General features: G+C 68.1%; 10 protein-coding genes and 2 pseudogenes. 4 read left to right on the top strand and 8 right to left on the bottom strand.

What is annotated here, in order from left to right; genetic code table 11:
* Positions 1-8: 8 nt before the first annotated feature.
* Complete coding sequence (locus AB0I69_RS12900; protein WP_363095660.1) at positions 9-797, bottom strand: Tat pathway signal sequence domain protein; 789 nt, start codon at positions 795-797, stop codon at positions 9-11.
* A 4-nt stretch (positions 798-801) separates the two neighbouring features.
* Positions 802-1,977: a glycoside hydrolase family 88 protein gene (locus tag AB0I69_RS12895; RefSeq protein ID WP_363095659.1), complete on the bottom strand. Its 1,176-nt coding sequence runs from the start codon at positions 1,975-1,977 to the stop codon at positions 802-804.
* Positions 1,978-2,532: 555 nt separating this feature from the next.
* Here AB0I69_RS12895 and AB0I69_RS12890 point away from each other — a divergent pair.
* Complete coding sequence (locus AB0I69_RS12890; protein ID WP_363095658.1) at positions 2,533-3,369, top strand: aldo/keto reductase; 837 nt, start codon at positions 2,533-2,535, stop codon at positions 3,367-3,369.
* A gap of 178 nt (positions 3,370-3,547) precedes the next feature.
* Positions 3,548-4,240, top strand: coding sequence for a glycoside hydrolase family 75 protein (locus tag AB0I69_RS12885; protein ID WP_363095657.1), 693 nt, complete (start codon positions 3,548-3,550; stop codon positions 4,238-4,240).
* A 56-nt stretch (positions 4,241-4,296) separates the two neighbouring features.
* On the opposite strand, the gene AB0I69_RS12880 is transcribed toward AB0I69_RS12885, so the two are convergent.
* Entirely contained in the window at positions 4,297-5,001 is a 705-nt protein-coding gene (locus tag AB0I69_RS12880; RefSeq protein WP_363095656.1) for an SDR family oxidoreductase, read from the bottom strand.
* A 100-nt stretch (positions 5,002-5,101) separates the two neighbouring features.
* Positions 5,102-5,992, bottom strand: a complete 891-nt coding sequence (locus tag AB0I69_RS12875) for a methyltransferase (protein WP_363095655.1) — start codon at positions 5,990-5,992, stop codon at positions 5,102-5,104.
* A gap of 124 nt (positions 5,993-6,116) precedes the next feature.
* On the opposite strand from AB0I69_RS12875, the gene AB0I69_RS12870 reads away from it, so the two are divergent.
* Entirely contained in the window at positions 6,117-6,911 is a 795-nt protein-coding gene (locus AB0I69_RS12870) for a phytanoyl-CoA dioxygenase family protein (protein ID WP_363095654.1), read from the top strand.
* 81 nt (positions 6,912-6,992) lie between these two features.
* Here AB0I69_RS12870 and AB0I69_RS12865 read toward each other — a convergent pair whose 3' ends face one another.
* Positions 6,993-8,708, bottom strand: a complete 1,716-nt coding sequence (locus AB0I69_RS12865; protein WP_363095653.1) for a glycoside hydrolase family 6 protein — start codon at positions 8,706-8,708, stop codon at positions 6,993-6,995.
* Between the two features lie 76 nt (positions 8,709-8,784).
* Positions 8,785-10,266 (bottom strand): cellulase family glycosylhydrolase, encoded by a 1,482-nt coding sequence (locus AB0I69_RS12860; RefSeq protein ID WP_363095652.1) that lies wholly within the window; start codon positions 10,264-10,266, stop codon positions 8,785-8,787.
* Positions 10,267-10,543: 277 nt separating this feature from the next.
* Between AB0I69_RS12860 and AB0I69_RS12855 the strand changes: the two genes are divergently transcribed.
* The gene (locus AB0I69_RS12855; RefSeq protein ID WP_363095651.1) at positions 10,544-13,462 is read left to right on the top strand and encodes a glycoside hydrolase family 48 protein; all 2,919 of its coding nucleotides are present in this window, start codon (positions 10,544-10,546) and stop codon (positions 13,460-13,462) included.
* 374 nt (positions 13,463-13,836) lie between these two features.
* Here the strand turns inward: AB0I69_RS12855 and AB0I69_RS12850 are convergent.
* Both AB0I69_RS12850 and AB0I69_RS12845 read right to left on the bottom strand, forming a co-directional pair.
* Positions 13,837-14,280, bottom strand: a pseudogene (locus AB0I69_RS12850) (rhamnogalacturonan lyase); the annotation flags it as partial.
* Positions 14,281-14,287: 7 nt separating this feature from the next.
* A pseudogene (locus AB0I69_RS12845) lies at positions 14,288-15,250 on the bottom strand (YafY family protein).
* Positions 15,251-15,274: the final 24 nt, after the last annotated feature.

The following is a 15,274-nucleotide window of genomic DNA, read 5'->3' as shown; positions in this document are numbered from 1 at the left end:
CGTGCTCCTCACACGAGCTGGTAGCCGCGGAGATCGGTGAGCAGGAGGTAGGTGTCCTGCAGGGACCCGGAGGTGTCGCCGAGGGAGCGGTAGATGCCCCACTTGGGGCGCACCCGGTCGGCGAGGAAGGTGTCGACGCCGGTCCTCGACTTGTCGATCACGGTCGTGGAACCGGACTTGAGGATCCAGCGGACCGAACCCGCCGTGCCGTCGCCGACCTTGATCTGGAAGTCGACGTCGGTCCACCGGTCGTGCAGCGGATCGAGGTCGGTACGGCCGACCAGGACACCGGCGATCGGCAGGTTCAGCTCGATGGTCTGCACGCCGTTCACGCGGCGCAGGGACTGCACGACGATCGGCGAGGTGCCGTTGCCGGGCTGCTTCATCTGCATGATGTGGGTGAAGGTGGTGGTCGCCTTCAGGGAGCTGGGGATGTACATCGAGTACGTGATCCGCCAGGTCTGCCCCTGGGTCCACTTGAGGTAGCCGCTGCTGCCGGTACGCAGACCGGTGACCTCCTGGCGCTGCCGGTCGGTCGACGTGTCGCGGTCGACCGTGTGCATGTTGAAGCGCCAGTTGTCGCCGGTGGCGTAGATGTGCGGGTGCCCGGCCGGGTGCGAGTCGGCGCGGTCGTCCTCGACGGTCTCGAAGGCGCCGAGGCCGTCGCCGGTCGCGGTCGGCGCCCACTTCTGCTGCCAGGAGGCGGCGTGCGCGGGGGCGGCGGTCGAGAGGCCCGCCACGGCACCGGCCGCTCCGCTCACGGCGGCCCCGAGAAGGACCCTTCTGGACGTGCTCATGACACTAATCACCTCGCAGTTGTTCGTTCATGATCAGGAAGGCGCCCAGTCCGTGGAAGTCGTTCACGGCCCGGGTGCGGGCGACGTAGTACGCGTAGTCGCCGACGTTCGTGCCGATGGAGATGTCCGTGAGGTCGGTGCGACCGTCGGTGCCGACCGAGAGTTCCGCGAGGACGCCCTCGTAGCCGCGCCGGGCTACGTCGGCGAAGTGCCGGTCCAGGTAGCCCTGTTGGGCGCCGCGCGAGAGGGCGTAGGTGAACATGCTGGAGCAGGACGTCTCCGTCCAGTTGTCGCTCCGGGCACCCTTGTCCATGACCTGGAACCAGCGGCCGGTCGCCTGGTCCTGGTACTTCTCCAGTCCGGCCGCCAACCGGCGCAGGATGCCGAGGAGTTGGGGCCGTCGCGGATGGTCGGCAGGGAGTGCGTCGAGGACGTTCGTGATGGCCATCGCGTACCAGCCGACCGCGCGGCACCAGTGTTCCGGCGCGAGTCCGGTCACCGGATCGGCCCAGCTCGCGGTGCGCGACTCGTCGTACGCGTGCCTCAACAGGCCGTTCGCGACCTGGAGATGACTGCCGTAGACGTACAACTGCTTTGCCGCCTCGTCGTTCGTGTAGGCGCTGTCGCCGAACTCCTTGCCGTACTCGACGAGGAACGGGTTCACCATGTAGGCGCCGTCCGCCCAGAGTTGATGGGCGCGGCTGCTGCTGTCGGCGTGCCAGAGGCCGCCGTCGCCCGTGCGCGGGTAGGTGTCGAGGCGGTCGCGGATCTTCTTGGCGGCCTTGCGGTAGCGGTCCTGGCCGGTCTCGTGGTGCAGGATCACCAGGAGGCGGCCGGCCTGCATGCTGTCGAGGCTGTCGAAGGACTGGCCGATCGAGCCGTCGCTCTTCACGAAACGGTCGACGTAGCCCTTGATGTAGGTCAGGTAGCGGGCGTCGTGGGTCCGCTCGTAGGTGAGGTACTGGCCGTAGAGGTAGAGGCCGACCGGGTACGACCAGCCGCCGATGGTGCTCGGTGTGTAGCGGGCCGTGGTGGAGTCGACCACGGCCACGGACCAGTCGGGCGCCGCGGCCGGGCGGCTCGCCGCCGTCACCGTTTCGAGCGGCGGGGCCGCCGCGGTCAGGGTGGCGGTGGCGAGGGCCGCCGCGGTCAGGGCAGTTCGCAGTCGTCGGCGTCTCATGTTCCTCCTTTTCGCGTTGGGTCGGTTCGAGTGGCCCGTGCTGGTTCGCCGACGCGGGCCCGGTGCTCGGGATCACCGCGCCGGCCGTCATCGCTATTGACCGACTGGTCAGTCGGTCCGGGCGAAGAGACACCCGCTCGCCGTCGCCGGTCCGTTCGGCGTGCGGGCCCGTGGCCGACGAGGCCTTCACCACACCTTTTCATCCGATGTTTCCTGCATACGATGCGCTGTCTACGACATCCCGGGCGGCATCTGCTCGTGCATGCATACCTGCTCTCCTGAGGGGTGGGGGGTCTCGGAGTCCAAACAGGCGCTGATGTTCACATGGGCGTACCGCGTTCACGGACGCGTCCGGCGGCGTGCTTCAGCGTTGCGGCACGAAGGTCCGCGGTCAATGGTCCGGACCGAAAAAGGTCGGATGCATTTCTCGCCAATCTTCAGCGGACGGCGCCGACTCGCCGCTGGGTCCGGACGGATTTCGCGGTCAGGAATGCGGCACGGCCCGTGTTCGTTGACCATGGGAGTTCCACCCGACGACTGAAGGATCGAGAGCTCGTGAGCAGCAAGGTCCCCCCGATCATCCTCAACAACGGTGTCGAGATGCCCCAGCTGGGCTTCGGCGTCTGGCAGGTGCCGGACGACGAGGCGGAGCGGGCGGTGGCCACGGCGCTGGAGGCCGGGTACCGCAGCATCGACACAGCGGCGATCTACGGCAACGAAGAGGGCACCGGAAAGGCCATCGCCGCGTCCGACGTCCCCCGCGAGGACCTCTTCGTCACCACCAAGCTCTGGAACGCCGACCAGGGGTACGACGCCACCCTGCGCGCGTTCGACGTGTCGCTGGAGAAGCTCGGCCTGGAGTACCTGGATCTGTACCTGATCCACTGGCCGACCCCGGCCCGGGACAAGTACCTCGACAGCTACAAGGCGTTCGAGAAGCTGTACGCGGACGGCCGGGTTCGTGCCATCGGCGTCTCCAACTTCGAACCCGACCACCTGGCCCGGCTGATCGCGGAGACCTCGGTCATCCCGGCGGTCGACCAGATCGAGCTGCACCCGCAGCTCCAGCAGCGCGCGGGCCGCGAGTACCAGGCGGAGCAGGGCATCGCGACCGAGGCCTGGTCGCCGCTCGGCTCGGGCAAGGGCCTCCTGGAGGTCCCGGCGATCGTCGCCATCGCCCAGAAGCACGGCCGCACCCCGGCCCAGGTCGTGCTGCGCTGGCACATCCAGCTCGGCAACGTCGTGATCCCCAAGTCCGTGACCCCGTCGCGGATCAAGGAGAACATCGAGGTCTTCGACTTCAGCCTGGACACCGAGGACCTCGCGGCGATCAGCGCGCTGAACGAGGACCGGCGCCTGGGCCCCGACCCCTCGACGTTCAACGCGGCCTGACCCGGACCCGACCTCGCAGCACTCCCGTTGCGCCCCCGGAGCCCGACTCCGGGGGCGCTTCGCGTTTCCGTGACCGCGGACACTTGGTTCGTACCAGGGTCTTGACGCGAGCATGTCGATTGGTCCACCTTGTTGCGCACCCGGTAAGGAAACTTTCCTAACAGAAGGGTCCCCCACAGTGCGCATGCGAACACTGACCCTCGCCGCGGCCTCAGGTGCCGCCCTGCTCGCCGCCGGAGTGCTCCCCGCGAGCGCCTCCGGCGCCACTCCCAAGTCGGCCCAGGAGGGCTCGGTCAGCGCGGCCGACCTGCTCTCCAAGGTGACGTCCTGCTCGCAGATATCGAACGGCAAGTACCGTACGGACGACGAGACCTCGGCCACCATCCCGGTCTGCGGCAAGAACGGCGCCGTGTTCTGGAAGGCCGACATGGACATCGACTGCGACGGCCAGCGCACCACGAAGTGCAACGAGAACGCCGACCCCTGGTACCAGGACGACACGGCGTTCCACCAGTCCAACGGCCAGCCCCTGAAGGCGGATTCACTGCCGTACATCGTGGTGCCCAGCTCCAGCAGCATCTGGAAGTACTCCAGCTACGGCATCAAGGGCGGCGGCGTGGTCGCCGTCATCTACAACAACAAGGTCGAGTACGCCGTCGTCGGCGACACCGGCCCCACCAACATCATCGGCGAGGCCTCGTACGCCACCGCCAGCGCCCTCGGTATCGACCCCGACCCGGCGACCGGCGGCGCCGACTCCGGCGTGACGTACATCCTGTTCAAGAACTCGACGGTGTCCCCCATCGAGAGCCACAGCGCGGCGGTCTCGCTGGGCGACCAGCTGGCGAAGCAGTTCCTGGCGAACAACTGACGTACGGGTGGGGCCCGTTGCCGCTTTCCCCAGCGGCAACGAGCCCCACCTGTCTGTCAGTTGGGCTGCCCGATCGGTCGTACGACGACGGTGTTGATGTCGACTCCGGCGGGCTGGCGGATCGCCCAGAGGATCGTGTCGGCGATCTGGTCGGCGGTGAGGAGATGGCCGGACGGCAGGCTGCCGTTGCCGTCCCAGAACGGGGTCTCCACCCGGCCCGGGGCCACCAGTGTCACCCCGATGCCGAACTCAGTGACCTCGCGCCGGGTGTTCTCGGCGAGGCCGGTCATCGCCCACTTGGTCGCGCCGTAGATGTTGCCGGGTGTGTGCACGAACCCGGCGACGCTGCCGATCAGCACGATCCGGCCGTGCGTCTGCTTCAGCGCGTCGACGGACGCCCGGATCAGCAGGGCCGGCCCGAGGACGTTGGTCAGCACCATCTCGGTCCACCCGGCCGGGTCGCCCTCGGCGACCGAGTCGTGCGTGGCGATCCCGGCGTTGGCGACGACCGCGTCGAGCCGCCCGAACCGTTTGAGCGTCGTCTCGACGGCGGCCTGCACCTCGTCGTACTCGGCGGCACTGCCGGGGATCGTCAACAGGCCCTCGGGGTGGCCCAGTTGGGCGGCGAAGTCGTACAGCCGCTGCTCACTGCGGCCGGTGACGGCCACCCGGCCCCCGGCGCTGAGGAGTTGCCGGGCGACAGCGGCGCCGATCCCGCTGCCGCCGCCGGTTATGAGCGCGACGTGAGAGTTGTCGTTCATGGTGGTCGTACCCCCGTGGGTCGGTGAACTCCGCGCAGTCTGAGGGGCAGTTCATCACCTTGAGCACTCTCGAAGTCAAGCCGCCGAGATCACGGGTCTTTCACCCTGCCCGCACAGCCGTGTGGACGGTGTGCGCGGCGAGTACGAACACATCGGCGCGCCGATGCACACTCGCCGGGTCCCGCGGGTCGACGAGCCGGTCGAGGGTGGCCCGGTCGTCGGCGTCCAGGGCCTCGCCATAGGCATCATGGACGCGGGTCAGCCAGGTCGCGGCGTAGGCGCGGACGCGGTCCGGGGCCGGGGCGGGCAGGTCGAGGAGGAAGCTGCGGCTGCCGGTGTGCTTCAGCCCGACCGAGGTCAGGAGGGCGGGCCAGTCCTCGGTCTCGGTGACGGCGCCGGGAAGGTCGGCGCGCATCTGCGCGAACCACTCCGCCTCGATCGCGTCGATCCGCGCCTCCAGTCCCGGGCGGCCGATGCCGAAGTCGCGGGGCAGGAACCGGGAGGGCAGGCCGCCCTCCATGATGGCGAGGGTGCCACCGGGCGCGAGCCGCTCGGCGAACGCGGCGAGACCGGCGCGCTGGTCGCCCAGGTGGTGCAGGCTGCGGCTCGCCCACAGGATGTCGGCCGGGTACTCCAACTCCGCGAGCACATCGGGCAGTTCACCGGTGAGCGTGCCGAAGCGGTCACCGAAGCCCTGCCGGTCGGCGCGGGCGCGGGCCCGCTCCAGCAGCGGTTCGGAACCGTCCACCGCGACGACCCGGGCCCCCGGGAACGTCTCCGCGAACAGACACGCGACCACACCGGGCCCGCTGCCCACGTCGACGATCAGCCCCGGATCGGTCCGCTCCTTCGCGAGCCACGCCATGGCCCGCTCGTACAGCGGCGCGAACAGCTCCGCCTGCGACTCCAGCAGCGGGCCCATGACGGCCCAGTCGATGTCGGTGTGGTCGTGGTGGTGGGGTGCGTGCTTCTCGTCGTGCTCGTGCGCCATGGTGGTCAGCCTCTCGTCCGCGTGCCGCCAGCCTGCGCCGACGCACCGCCCGACGGCCACTTCCGTTGCCGAAGCGGCAAAAAATGGGATGCGATGTGGGCTGCCGGTCGCCGAGCATGCCCGTATGGACGACACGGACGACGTGATGGTGGAACGCTTCCTCGAAGACGGGTTCGTGAAGATCGAGGGGGCCTTCCCGCCGCGGGTCGCCGCCGACTGCGCGCGGCTGCTGTGGCGGGAGACGGGCTACGACCCCGACGATCCCGGCACCTGGAAGGACCCCGTGGTGTGGGTACCGGGCATGGGGCAGGGCCCGTTCGCCGCGGCCGCCAACTCCCCTGCGCTGCATGAGGCGTTCGACCTCCTGGTCGGCGAGGGACGCTGGGCGACGCGCTACGGTCTGGGCGCGTTCCCGCTGCGGTTCCCGCACGAGGAGGAGCCCGACGACGCCGGCTGGCACATCGACGGGAGCTGGACCCCCGAGGGCGAGACATGGGGGTACGCCAATCTGCGGTCGCGGGACCGGGCGCTGCTGATGCTGTTCCTGTTCACCGAGGTGACCGAGGACAACGCCCCGACCCGTATCCGCGTCGGCTCGCATCTCGATGTGCCGCCGCTCCTGGAGCCCTACGGCGAAGCGGGTGTGTCCTTCATGGAGATCGCCCCTCGGCTGGTCGAGGCCACCGCCCACCGCCCGCTCGCGTACGCCACCGGCAACCCCGGTGACGTGTACCTGTGCCATCCCTTCCTGGTCCACGCGGCCCAGCCGAACCACGGCACCCGTCCTCGGTTTCTGGCACAGCCGCCCCTGGACCCCGCGGTCCCGTACGAGTTGGAACGGTCCGACGGCAACTATTCGGCGGTGGAGTTCGCGATCCGCCGGGCCCTGTCCAACGAGGGCCAACCCCCGCGCCCCTGAAAGGGGCGCGGGGCTGTATCGATTTGCGGCTCCGCCGCGTGGGCGCGACCAGCCCCCACCAGCCCGCAGCTTGAATCTGACCTACAGAGGCGGATACGCGTTGGCCATCAGCTGCTGGAACTGCGCAGAGAACCAGTGCCCCGACAGCGGAGCGTTCGGCAGAGCACCGGACATGTTGTTCCCGTTACGTGCATTCCCCGTGTACGTCGGATCGCACATCCGGTCGAACCCCTTGCCCTCGTCGTTCGCGATGGCCGTACTGGACCCGTCCGACTCCCCCGGCGGCTTCATCCACACATACGCGTCGATCCCGGCGGCAGGAGCAGCCTGCGGCCGCTCGCCAAGACCCGCGCCGGACTGGTTGCACCAGTTGCCGACCTGGATGCGGCGGTCGTAGCGTCCGCCGTCAACGTATGTGTCCACACTGGTCGTTGCACCCGGACCGGTCGGCCGTGCCGAACCGCCCCAGCCGTTCCTCGATGTGTCGATCAGCATGCCGATACCGGAGTTGAAGCCGACCGACACCAACTCGCTGCGGAACGCCTGGGCGTACGACTGCTCGTCCACGTAGCGGTTCCAGTCGACCCACTTGGACTGGCGCACGGAGACGCCGTTCACGCTGTCGTTGATGGTGAAGTTGTTCTCCTTCAGGGCGCTGTAGTTGGCCGTGTTGGTGATGAAGCCGGCCACGTCGTTCACGGTCGCGCCCTCGGCGTTCGCGGCCTGGTAGAAGAGGTTCGCGGAGGGGGCGAAGTTGTCGTCCCAGCCGAGCCAGCCGTGGTGTCCGGCGTCGATGTAGTTGTAGACGTTGGGGATCGCGCCGAGCTTGTTCAGCGCGTAGCCGACGCCCTTCACGTAGTTGCCGTTGGCGAGCATCGTGTCGCACTGCGGGGTCGCGGTGGCCTTGCTGCCGGTGTTGGTCACGAGGTTGGGCAGCGAGTCGATCTCGATCGTGGTGACGATCCGCAGCGAGGCGTACTTGCTGTCGGCGAGGATCGCGGCGATCGGGTCGATGAACTCGCTCTCGTAGCGGCCGATTTCGGTCGGGCCGAGCTCACCGTTCGAGGCCAGGGCCGCGCAGTCGCGTCCGGGGAGGTCGTAGACGACAAGCTGGACGACTTCTTCGCCGGTGCCCTTCTGGGCGAGCGCCGCGTCGAGATGGGCGCGCAGGCCCATCCCGCCGTTGACGCCGTTGATGGCGGCGATGCGGTCGAGCCAGACCCCGGTGGGCTGGCCGGAGATCCGGCTGCCGCCAGTCTCGGCGGCGGCCTTCGCGGACCACTCCGGGTTCACGTACACCTTGGCGCCCGCGTACGGGTTGTCGACCCGCCCGCTGGGATCGGTGCCGCCCCCGCCTCCTCCCCCGCCGCTGCCGTCGTCGACGTTGCAGGTCACGCCGTCGAGGGTGAAGGTGGTCGGCAGCGCGTTGGTACCGCTGTAGGAGGCGTTGAAGCCGAAGCTGACCGAACTCCCGGTCCCCAGGCTCCCGTTGTAGGTCTCGTTGGCCGCCGTGACGGCGGTCCCGCTCTGGCTGATCTTCGCGTTCCAGCCACTGGTGACCTGCTGGTTACCGGCGTACGACCACTTCACGGCCCAACTCGACTTGGTAGCCGAGTTGTTGGTGACCGTCACGGCGGCGGTGAAGCCGGTGTCCCACTGGTTCTGCACCTTGTAGTCGACGCTGCAGGGGATCGCGGCGATGCCGACATCCGCCGAGGGGGTGACGGCGACCGCCGTCCCCGAGGCCCCGGCGACGAGCACCAAGGCAGCGAGCAACGCTGTTCTGGTACGGCTCATGAGTGCGGGTTTCCTTGTCTGTGAAGGAAGTTGGTTGCAGGTGCTGCGGTGTGCGTTCTTCGGAGTGCGGGGGCGCCTATCCGTTGAGGGTGCGCAGATGGTCGCGCAGCCCGATGCCGTACGCGGTGGGCGTACCGGCGTAGTCGGAGATCAGCGACGGACCCGAGGAACAGTCCCAGGTGTTCCAGGTCCAGCCGAGATACGAGAGCCCGCGGTCGTCGAACCACTTCATGACCTGGTCGACGAAGGCGTGCGAGCAGGTGTTCTCGCCGATCTCCCCTGCCACCAGCGGCACTTGGGCCGCGACGGGGGCGAGTGTGGAGTTCCAGCAGCTCTCGCTCGCGCAGGTGTTGAAGTTGTACACGTGGTACGCGGCGACGAGATTGCCCGTCGGATCGGTGGGCTTGTAGGCCAGCCACTGGCTCAGGTCGTTCGAGTACGCGAGCCCGCCGGCCATGATCACGTTGGTGGCGCCGGTGGACCGTACGGCGTCGACGAGATCCTGCATACCGGCGACCTCATACCCGATGCCGGGGCAGGTGCCGCCGTCCCGCCAGCACTGCCACGCCTGGGTGGTCGTGGAGGTCGCGCGGTCCGGGTAGGGCTCGTTGAACAGGTCGAACGCGACCGCCTGGTCGCCCTTGAAGGTACTGGCGACCGAGGACCAGAACGACGGTGTGTACTGCGCGTCCGGCATCGGCTTCTGGCAGGTGGCGTGCACGTCGGAGCAGCCCGCCGAGTTGCCGGTGTACTGGCCGTAGGTCCAGTGCAGATCGACGATCGGCGTCATGCCGTGCGCTTCGACCTTCGCCACCAGGTCCTTCACGGCGGCGATGTAGTTGGCGCCCGCGTACTCGGGCTTGATGTTGGAAAGGCCCAGCCAGCACTCCTCGTTGAGAGGGATGCGGACCACATTCGCCTTCCAGTCGGCGATCGCCGCGACGGCAGCGTCGTCCACCGGACCGTCCCAAATGCCGTAGCCCTGCACGCACATGAACTCGCCGCCGGACCGGTTGACGCCGAGCAGACGGCGGTTGGTGCCGTCGGCGTCCACGAGCTTGTTCCCGGAGACGTGCAGTGCGGGTGCGGTGCCGTTGGTCGGCGGTGAGGTCGGAGGCGGTGACGTGGGTGGCGTCGGCTCCGCATCGACGTTGCAGGTCGTGCCGTTCAGCTTGAACGCGGACGGTACGGCGTTGCTCCCCGACCAGTTGGCGAGGAACCCGGCGCTGATGCTCGCGCCGGTGCCGAGCGAGCCGTTCCAGCTCTCGTTGACCGCGGTGACCGTGGTGCCGGACTGGGACCACTTGGCGTTCCAGCCCTGGGTGACCTTCTGGCCGCCGGCGAAGTCGAAGCTGAGGCTCCAACTGCTCACCGGTGCCGTGTTGTTGGTGATCTGCACTGCGCCCTGGAAACCGGTGTCCCACTGGCTGGTGACCGAGTACTGCACCGTGCACGCGGGGGTGGCACCGGACGCCGTGACCACCGGAACGACCGTTGCCCCGACAAGGGCGGTCGCACCGGCGACGGCTAAATGTACTGAACGCGGAGGGTGTCGCATGAGCGACTCCTTGCAGCTCGGGCGCGTCGCACGGACGCGTCGACTGACGGAATCGCTCCCACTGGTGTCCAGGAAGGTAGCGCCAAGTGACGGTAAAGGACAGGGGAGTCACAGACTTTCGCTGACTTTCCCTCAACTCACGCCCGTCGAATCTTTTCGACTCCGTAAGCACCTTGACGACCCTCACCTCCGTCCTCACGATGGGAGCGCTCCCACTGGTTCAAGGCTTGTTGCTGCTCCGCCCCCACTTCTCCGAGCCGCAAGGAGGAACCAGCACATGCACCCCAGAAGGAGACACCGCGTAACGCGGAGACTCTGGACCGCTGTCGTGGCGGCCCTCACTCTTCCGGTCTCGATGCTCGCGACCGGCACAACTCCCGCCCAGGCGGCGACAGTTCAGTGCAGCGTGGACTACAAGACCAACGACTGGGGCTCCGGCTTCACCGCGGACCTGACCCTCACCAACCGGGGCACGGACGCGATCAACGGCTGGACCCTGACGTACGCCTACTCAGGCAACCAGAAGCTCGGCAACGGCTGGAACGGCACCTGGTCCCAGTCCGGCAGCGCGGTCTCGGTGACGAACGCGTCGTACAACGGGACGATCGCCGCGGGTGCGGCCGTCTCCACCGGCGCGCAGTTCAGCTACAGCGGCACCAACACCTCGCCCACCTCGTTCGCGATCAACGGCACCACCTGCGCCGGCGCGCACCAGCCGCCGATCACCGTGCTGACCAGCCCGAGCGCGGGCGCGATCTACACACAGGGGGCCGCGATCCCGCTCGCGGCGACCGCGGCGGCGGCCGACAACGCGACGATCAGCAAGGTCGAGTTCTACGACGACACCACGCTGCTCGGCACGGACACGAGCTCGCCGTACTCCCTTTCGGCCTCTGGGTTGACCGTGGGCAGTCATTCGCTGGTGGCGAAGGCCTACGACAGCCTGGGCGCTTCCGGGGAGTCGACGCCGGTCGGTATCACCGTCGCGTCGGGACCCGCGGTGGTGGCCTCGCCGACCCAACTGGGCGTCCAGCAGGGGAAGTCGGGCGCGTATGCGGTGTCGCTGTCGACGCAGCCGGCGTCGAACGTGACGGTCACGACGGCTCGCGCGAGCGGCAACACGGGGTTGTCGGTCACCGGAGGTACGTCGCTCACCTTCACGCCGTCGAACTGGAACACCGCGCAGACGGTGACGCTCACGGCGGACGCGTCGGGCACCGGTTCGGCTTCCTTCGAGTCGACCGCGACGGGGTTCACCAAGGCGACGGTCACCGTGACGGAGCTGGCGGCGTCGAACGCGTACGACGCCCGTTTCCTGGACCTCTACGGGAAGATCACCAACCCGGCGAACGGCTATTTCTCGCCCCAGGGCATCCCCTACCACTCGGTGGAGACCCTGATCGTCGAGGCGCCGGACCAGGGGCACGAGACGACGTCGGAGGCGTACAGCTATCTGCTGTGGCTGCAGGCGATGTACGGGAAGGTGACGGGCGACTGGTCGAAGTTCAACGGCGCCTGGGATCTCATGGAGAAGTACATGATCCCGACCCACGCCGACCAGCCGACGAACTCGTTCTACAACGCCTCGAAACCGGCGACCTACGCGCCCGAGCTGGACACCCCGAACGAGTATCCGGCGAAGCTCGACACCTCGGTGCCGGTGGGATCGGATCCGATCGCCGGTGAACTGAAGACTGCATACGGTACGGACGATGTCTACGGTATGCACTGGCTGGAGGATGTCGACAACACCTACGGCTACGGCGACACGCCGGGCGGTGGGTGCGAGGCGGGGCTGACGGCGAGCGGGCCGTCGTACATCAACACCTTCCAGCGCGGGCCGCAGGAGTCGGTGTGGGAGACGGTGCCGCAGCCGACCTGCGACGCCTTCAAGTACGGCGGTACGAACGGGTACTTGGACCTCTTCACCGGTGACTCGTCGTATGCCCGGCAGTGGAAGTACACGGACGCTCCCGACGCCGACGCGCGGGCTGTGCAGGCCGCGTACTGGGCCGACACGTGGGCCAAGGAGCAGGGCAAGGGCAGTGACGTCTCCACGACCGTCGGCAAGGCGGCGAAGATGGGCGACTATCTGCGCTACGCCATGTACGACAAGTACTTCAAGAAAATCGGCAACTGCGTCGGACCGTCCACGTGCCCGGCCGGCACCGGCAAGGACGCCTCGGACTATCTGCTGTCCTGGTACTACGCGTGGGGCGGCGCCAACGACACCAGCGCGGGGTGGGCGTGGCGTATCGGGTCCAGCCATGTGCACGGGGGTTATCAAAACCCGTTGGCTGCCTACGCGTTGAGTTCGTACGCGGACCTGAAGCCCAAGTCCGCCACGGGCGCGGCGGATTGGGGCACTTCGCTGTCACGGCAGCTGGAGTTCTACCGCTGGCTGCAGTCGAGCGAGGGTGCCATCGCCGGTGGGGCGACGAACAGTTGGCAGGGGCGGTACGCGAGCCCGCCGGCCGGGACGTCGACGTTCTACGGCATGTACTACGACCAGCAGCCCGTCTATCACGACCCGCCGTCCAACCAGTGGTTCGGCTTCCAGGCGTGGTCGATGGAGCGGGTCGCCGAGTACTACCAGCAGACGGGGAACGCGAGCGCGAAGGCGGTTCTCGACAAGTGGGTGGCTTGGGCGTTGTCCAAGACCACGATCAATCCGGACGGCACGTATCTGATTCCCTCGACGTTGCAGTGGTCGGGGCAGCCGGACACGTGGAACGCGTCAAGTCCCGGGTCCAACGCGGGACTTCATGTCACCGTGGCCGACTACACGAATGACGTGGGTGTGGCCGCCGCGTATGCCAAGACGTTGACGTACTACGCCGCGAAGTCCGGTTCCACGGCGGCGAAGACGACCGCGAAGGCGCTGCTCGACGGGATGTGGGGCAACTACCAGGACAGCCTGGGTGTCGCCGTTCCGGAGACTCGGGCGGACTACAACCGGTTCGACGACAGCGTGTATGTGCCGAGCGGGTGGAGCGGGACGATGCCGAACGGGGACGCGGTCAACTCCGCTTCTACGTTTGCGTCGTTGCGGTCCTTCTACAAGAACGATCCGGCTTGGTCGAAGATCCAGAGCTATCTGGCGGGCGGGGCTGCGCCTGTCTTCACTTATCACCGGTTCTGGGCTCAGGCGGATGTTGCGCTGGCCATGGGGTCGTATGCGGAGCTACTCGAATAGTTCCCCTGGCGGGTGCTCCGCGGGTTGGGCGGTTCGGAACAGTGCCGGTCCGTTGTGGCTGGTCGCGCGGTTCCCCGCGCCCCTAAAAGCAAAAACCAGGGCGTTGGACAGCGCCGTTTCTCGGAGAGTGCCTCGCAGTTCCGTGTACGTGGTCCCGTCACCTGACGGCGGGGCCCACCGGCCGGGCGGCCCCTACCCGCACTGGGGGTCGCCCGGCGCTCGTGTCTTGAACCCCTCTTCATTAGAGGACCCCCGTGCGAAGAACCCGAATCCGGCGGCGAGTCTTCGGTGGGCTTCGGGTTCACGGGGGGCGGAGGTGAACACGAAGCCGGGCGCGTTCAAAGTGGGCGATCACAGCCGCACGGCCACCTGTCTCACGGTGTGTATACGGTCGGTCGAGGTGCCGTCGTCATCCCGTCGCCGATGTAGAAGCTCGGGTGGGGCGGCTGGTTGTAGGCGGTGTTTTGCCAGGCCAGGGCCGTGCGGTACTGGGTGTTGTAGAGCAGGGTCGTGATCCTGGTGGTCGTCTCGTACGGGGTCGAGTAGATCCGTAGTGCCGTGTTGTCCGTGGTGGGCCAGACGGCCTCCTCGCGCCAGTCGCCGAGGATGTCCCCGGACAGGGTGGGGGTCGCCTTGGTGCTGTTGTTGGAGTGGACGTCGGAGGCGGTCAGGAGGCGGGTGTCGGCGGTCGTGCCGTACTTGTCGATGTGGGTGGCGTCGAGGAGTTCGCGCACCGGGTCGCCGTCCCACCAGGACAGGAAGTCGGTGCTGGAGGGCTTGCGGCTCGCCACCACCGTGCCCTTGCGACGGACGGGTTCCGTAGCCTCAGTTGCCGCCGCCTGTGAGCAAGTTGCCGTATCTCTCGGTCAGTTCGGCCACCGTGTGCGCGATGCGGTCGCGCAGTTCGGGCGGTGACAGGACCTCGATGTCCGTGCCCAGTCGGAGGAACTCGCCGTGCGCGTGCTCGACGGACTCGATCGGGACCGACATCAGGGTCCAACCGTCCTGCTCCGTCCGCCCGTTGACGGGGACCGCCCGGGCGAGCGTCGCCCCCGGTGCCAGTCGGACCACTGCCTCGCTCCGCTACAGGCGGTCGTGGAAGTCCCGTTGGTGGGCCGTCCAGTACGCGGCCAGGTCGAAGCCCTCCGGGCGGGTGAACTCCTCGTCGGAGTCGGAGGTGGTGAGGGCGAGGATCTGGTCGACGCGGAAGGTGCGCGGTCCGGGACCGGCGACCACATACCAGCGGCCCGCCTTCAGTACGAGTCCGTACGGCTCCAGTCGGCGCTCCACGTCGGTCGGCTCGCGCCAGCGACGGTAGATCGCATACAGGACACGGTTGTTCCATACGGCCTCGGCGACTGTATGCAAAAACGGTGTCTCGTCGACATCCGTGTACCAGCCCGGCGCGTCCAGATGGAACCGGCCGCTGATCCGGTCGGCATGCTCGCGCAGTTCGGCCGGCAGGGCCGCGCGCACCTTCAGCTGAGCGGCGGCCAGGACCGGACCCAGGCCCAGTTCGGCGGCCGGTCCCGGCACACCCGCGAGGAACAGGGCCTCGGCCTCGTCCGAGGTGAGGCCGGTGAGGCGGGTGCGGTAGCCGTCGATGAGGCGGTAGCCGCCGGCGTGGCCCGCGTCGCCGTACAGCGGGACACCCGCCGTGCTCAGCGCCTCGACGTCCCGGTAGACAGTGCGGACCGAGACCTCCAGCGCCTCGGCCAGCTGGGCGGCGGTCATCCGGCCGCGGGTCTGGAGCAGCAGCAGGATCGAGAGGAGTCGGCTGGACTTCACTGACACAGGATGTCAGTGAAGTGG

The organism is Streptomyces sp. NPDC050508 (assembly GCF_040655155.1).
Taxonomy (GTDB): Bacteria; Actinomycetota; Actinomycetes; order Streptomycetales; family Streptomycetaceae; genus Streptomyces.
This window is presented reverse-complemented; position numbering and strand designations above follow the sequence as displayed.